The sequence below is a fragment of the Tabrizicola sp. genome (genome assembly GCF_036781545.1).
Classification (GTDB): Bacteria; Pseudomonadota; Alphaproteobacteria; order Rhodobacterales; family Rhodobacteraceae; genus Tabrizicola.
Genome location: NZ_DAIQAT010000224.1, coordinates 1 through 4,172, shown reverse-complemented (window position 1 = coordinate 4,172; position 4,172 = coordinate 1). Strand labels below are relative to the sequence as shown.

The 4,172-nt window shown below is 65.8% G+C and carries 4 protein-coding genes; 3 read left to right on the top strand and 1 reads right to left on the bottom strand.

The features are described from left to right. The 3 genes from V7Q39_RS19610 to V7Q39_RS19600 form a co-directional block, all read left to right on the top strand. Positions 1–756, top strand: a 756-nt coding sequence (locus V7Q39_RS19610) for an ABC transporter ATP-binding protein (protein ID WP_333818294.1), incomplete at its 5' end; no start/stop codon positions are given. 90 nt (positions 757–846) lie between these two features. Next, positions 847–1,680 (top strand): alkaline phosphatase family protein, encoded by an 834-nt coding sequence (locus tag V7Q39_RS19605; protein WP_333818293.1) that lies wholly within the window; start codon positions 847–849, stop codon positions 1,678–1,680. Positions 1,681–1,795: 115 nt separating this feature from the next. Next, complete coding sequence (locus V7Q39_RS19600) at positions 1,796–3,811, top strand: BTAD domain-containing putative transcriptional regulator (protein WP_333818292.1); 2,016 nt, start codon at positions 1,796–1,798, stop codon at positions 3,809–3,811. Positions 3,812–3,821: 10 nt separating this feature from the next. Here the strand turns inward: V7Q39_RS19600 and V7Q39_RS19595 are convergent. Continuing rightward, on the bottom strand, positions 3,822–4,172 hold a 351-nt coding region (locus tag V7Q39_RS19595; protein WP_333818291.1), incomplete at its 5' end, for a hypothetical protein.

The window sequence follows — 4,172 nt, the reverse complement described above, 5'->3', positions numbered from 1 at the left end:
GTGCTGAAGAACGTCTCGGTCGACTTGCCCGCCGGTCAGACGCTGGCGGTGGTGGGGGAATCGGGCTCGGGCAAATCCACCCTCGCCCGCGCGATCACGGGGCTCTTGCCGCCTTCGCAGGGCCGGATCACCTTTGCCGGGCGGCAGTTGTCGGCAGACCTTGCCGGGCGCACCAAGGACGACCTGCGCGAAATCCAGATGATCTATCAGATGGCCGATACCGCGATGAACCCGCGGCAGACCGTGGGGACGATCATCGGGCGGCCGCTGGAGTTTTACTTCGGCCTTCGCGGCGCCGAACGCGACAAGCGGGTGCAGGAGCTTCTGGACCAGATCGAGATGGGCAAGGGCTTCGCGGCGCGCTATCCGGCGGAATTGTCGGGCGGCCAGAAGCAGCGGGTCTGCATCGCCCGCGCGCTGGCCGCGAACCCGAAGCTGATCATCTGCGACGAGGTGACATCGGCACTGGACCCGCTGGTCGCGGACGGTATCCTGAAGCTCCTGCTCGCGCTGCAGGCCGAGGCGCATGTGGCCTATCTCTTCATCACCCACGACCTTGCCACGGTGAAGGCCATCGCCGACAAGATCGCGGTCATGTTCAAGGGTGCGGTCGTCCGTTACGGCCAGAAGTCCGACGTGCTGACCCCGCCCTTCGACGACTACACCGACCTGCTGCTCAGCTCGGTGCCCGAGATGGAACTGGGCTGGCTGGAGAAGGTGATCGCGCACCGCAAGATGGAAAGCGCGGGGAACTGATTTCCGTGCCTAGTCGCAAAGGCCGCCGCCCCCCTTGAGCCATACGTTCGGCCATACGCTTTCCATACCCATTCCAGACGGTTTCCAGACATGACCAAGCTTCTTCTCATCATCCTCGACGGCGTGCCCTGGCGGAACTGGCGGCGGCTCTTCGGCAACCTGGAAGGCTGGGTGGAACACGGGGACGCGCAGGTGCGGCGGATGCGCGCCGTGCTGCCCTCGACCTCCGCTTCCTGCTATGCCTCGATCCATACCGGCCTGCCACCGCAGGTGCATGGGATCTGGGACAATGCCGGCATCCATCGCCTTGATTTCCCGGATGTTTTCAGCGAGCTGACCCGCGCGGGCAAGACCACCGGGGCGGTGACGCACAGCTACTGGTCAGAGTTCTTCAATCGCGCGCCCTTCGACGTGGTGCGCGACATCGAATATGACGAGCCGGAGGGTCCGATCACCCATGGCCGGTTCCACACCATGCACGGCTACGGCCATGCCAACCAGATGACGCCCTCGGACTACGACCTCTTCGGCACCCTGACAAGATTGTGCGAAGTCAAGGGGATAGACTACGGCATCCTGCATACCTGCACGCTGGACAGCATGGGCCACCGCTTCTTCCACGACTGCGAGGAGATGGATCACGCCTGCTTCCACCTAGACGCGATCCTGGCACCGTTTCTGCACCGCTGGCGGCAGGCGGGCTATGAGGTGATCGTCACCGCCGATCACGGGCAGGACGCCCGCGGGCATCATGGCGGCACCGGTGAAGACCAGCGCGACTTTGCGTTTTACTACTTCGGAAACAGCAGCTTGCCGGGCGAAGATGAGGTTCTGGATCAACTGGCGCTGGCACCATCGATCCTGACCCGGCTGGGCGTTCCGGTGCCGCCCACGATGACGGCGAAACCCTTCTTCACCCGCTGATCCCGCCGCCCACGGGCCACAACCGCAGGAATATGCCGGACGGCATGTCGCTCGCCTGTTGAAGGCCCCAACGCCTTGTGCAACTTTACCTGTGAGGTTTTGGGGGACCTCCTGCATGTTCCGGTTTCAAGTGGATCTCCTGGGCTCTTGCCGGGTCGCCCGTATCGCGACGGGCGAGGAGGTCGCTTTCAAGACCCGAAAGACCCGCTGCCTGCTGGGCTTGCTGCTGCTTTCGCCCGGCTGCCGGATGAACCGGGAACAGCTGGCCTCGCTTCTGTGGGACCCTGCTCCGGAGGCGCTGGCGCGGTCCAGCCTGCGGCAGGCGCTGCGCGAACTGCGCGAGGTGCTGGGTCCGGAGGGCGAGGACCTGGTCGAGGCCGACCGCTTCTCGGTCACGCTGAAGGGCGCGGCCTTCGATCTGGACGTCCGCCGGTTCCGTGAGTTGATCACCACCAGCGGGCATGACCAGAACGCGCTGCTGTCGGCTGCGGCGCTGTGGCAGGGCGAGTTGTTTGGCCCCGCCCAGCCCAGCGCCCCCGTCTTCGAGGCCTGGTTGCAGATCGAACGCTCGCAACTGCGCTCGGTCCTGACCACGGCGCTGACCGACCAGCTGGAAAAGCTGATCGCCGCCAATGCCTTCACCGACACCCGCATCGCCGAGGAGCTGGTGCGGATCGAGCCTAGCCATGAGCTGGCGCATCAGTTCATCATGCGCTTCCACGCACTGCGGGGCGACCAGTCGGCCGCCTTGCGGCAGTTCGGCCTGCTGGAACAGGCCTTGGCGGAGGAGCTGGACAGCGAGCCGAGCGAGGCCTCGAACGAACTGCTGGTCGCGATCAAGAGCGGCGAGGTCTCATTGCCGCGCGGGGCTGGCCCGGCGCAGGCAAGTCGCGCGCCCCTGACCCGCAGCGGCCCGCCGCGGATCACCATCCGGCCGCCGCTGACCCGGCATACCGACGCCAGCAAGGATTATCTGGGCGAAGGCTTTGCGTTCCTTGCCAAATCCTGCCTGTCGAAGTTCCGCTGCTGGATCGTGATCCCCTGGCCGTCGAGCGGCTTCGACTCGGCCACAGCCGTCGATTTCACCGCCGTGGGTGCCGCCATCGACGCCGATTTCGCGGTGGACTGTGTGCTGGACTGGCGCACCGGCGCGGGAAAGCTGTTCGTCACGCTGATCGACTGCCGCGACGGCAGCGAGGTCTGGTCGCATCTGTTCCCGGTGGCGGAGCACGAGTTGCAGGAGATCAGTTCCTCGGTCGCGGGGGCGGTGGCGGCGAACCTTGCGTCGCAGGTGAACCATATCACCCTGCTGCGGCACGCCCGCAGCACGCCTGGGAACCCTGTGGCCTATGACCTGTGGCTGAAGGGGCACCAGTTGTCGCGGCTCTGGTCGGCCGACGCCGACGCCGAGGCCGAGGCGATGTTCCTGCGCGCGATCGAGCTGGACCCCGGCCTTGCGGGCAGCCATGCAAGCCTGGCGCAGGTCCTGTGCAGCCGCGGTCTGATCCGCCCGGGCTATCCCAGCCGCAAGGCGGATTGCGCGGCGGCCTTCCGGCACGCCCGCGAAGCCATCGCGCTGGACCCCTACGACCCGCGCTGCCATATCAGCATGGCCTGGAACTGGGCCATCGCCCGGTCGCCGGAACGGGCCAACACGCATTTCCGGATGGCCGTCGATCTGAACCCGAACGATTCCGAAGCCCTGATCGCCGCGGCCTGCGGGCTTGCCTTCGTGGGGCATATCGAGGATGCGAAGGGCCTGGCCGCGAAGGCGGTGCAGATGAATCCGGTCTATCCCGAGTATTTCACCGACTATCTTTCCGCGATCCAGTTCATCGACGCCGATTATGCGGCGACGATCGAGACGGTCGAGAAATGCTATGAGGGCTTTCCCGATCGCGCCGCCCTTGCCGCCGCCGCATGGGCCCTTCTGGGACGCACCGCCGAAGCGGGAACCGCCTACCGATACTTCTTCACGCTGACCTCATCGAAATGGGAGGGGGCCGGGCGCGCGGATGACAGCGACCTGGAGAGCTGGATCATGGATGTCCTGCCGATCAACTGGCCGAAGGGTCGCCAGAATCTGGCGAAGGGGCTGAGGCTTGCCCGCCAGATGGCCGAGCAGGCCTGAGACGGCCTACCTACCGACATTTGCGCATGAAATACCGCGCCAGCACCACCTTGAAGCGCAGCGCGTTCGAGTTGCCGTAGCTCGGCTCGTCCTCGACCTTCGGCGCCGGCGTCAGGTCCCCGGCCCAGGGAATCCGCACATGCATCCGGTTCTGCGTGTCGTAGACCGGCACGATCTCGATGCTGTCGGGAATCTCGCCATCCGGCCCGGCGCCAGGGCCGTCGTAGCGGTAGCCGTTGGCGTGCAGCCAGCCGCGGGTGTCGTCGTTGAACTTCTTCCACTCGGACCCAGCCGTATTCTTGAAGACCGATTTCGAGACCCGCATGATCGCCTCGCCCGTCGCGACCTGATCGGCCAGCGC

Bases quoted from the DNA above. Each gene is read 5' to 3' on its own strand.
- V7Q39_RS19605 (WP_333818293.1), top strand. From the start codon at position 847: ATGACCAAGCTTCTTCTCATCATCCTCGACGGCGTGCCCTGGCGGAAC.
- V7Q39_RS19600 (WP_333818292.1), top strand. From the start codon at position 1,796: ATGTTCCGGTTTCAAGTGGATCTCCTGGGCTCTTGCCGGGTCGCCCGT.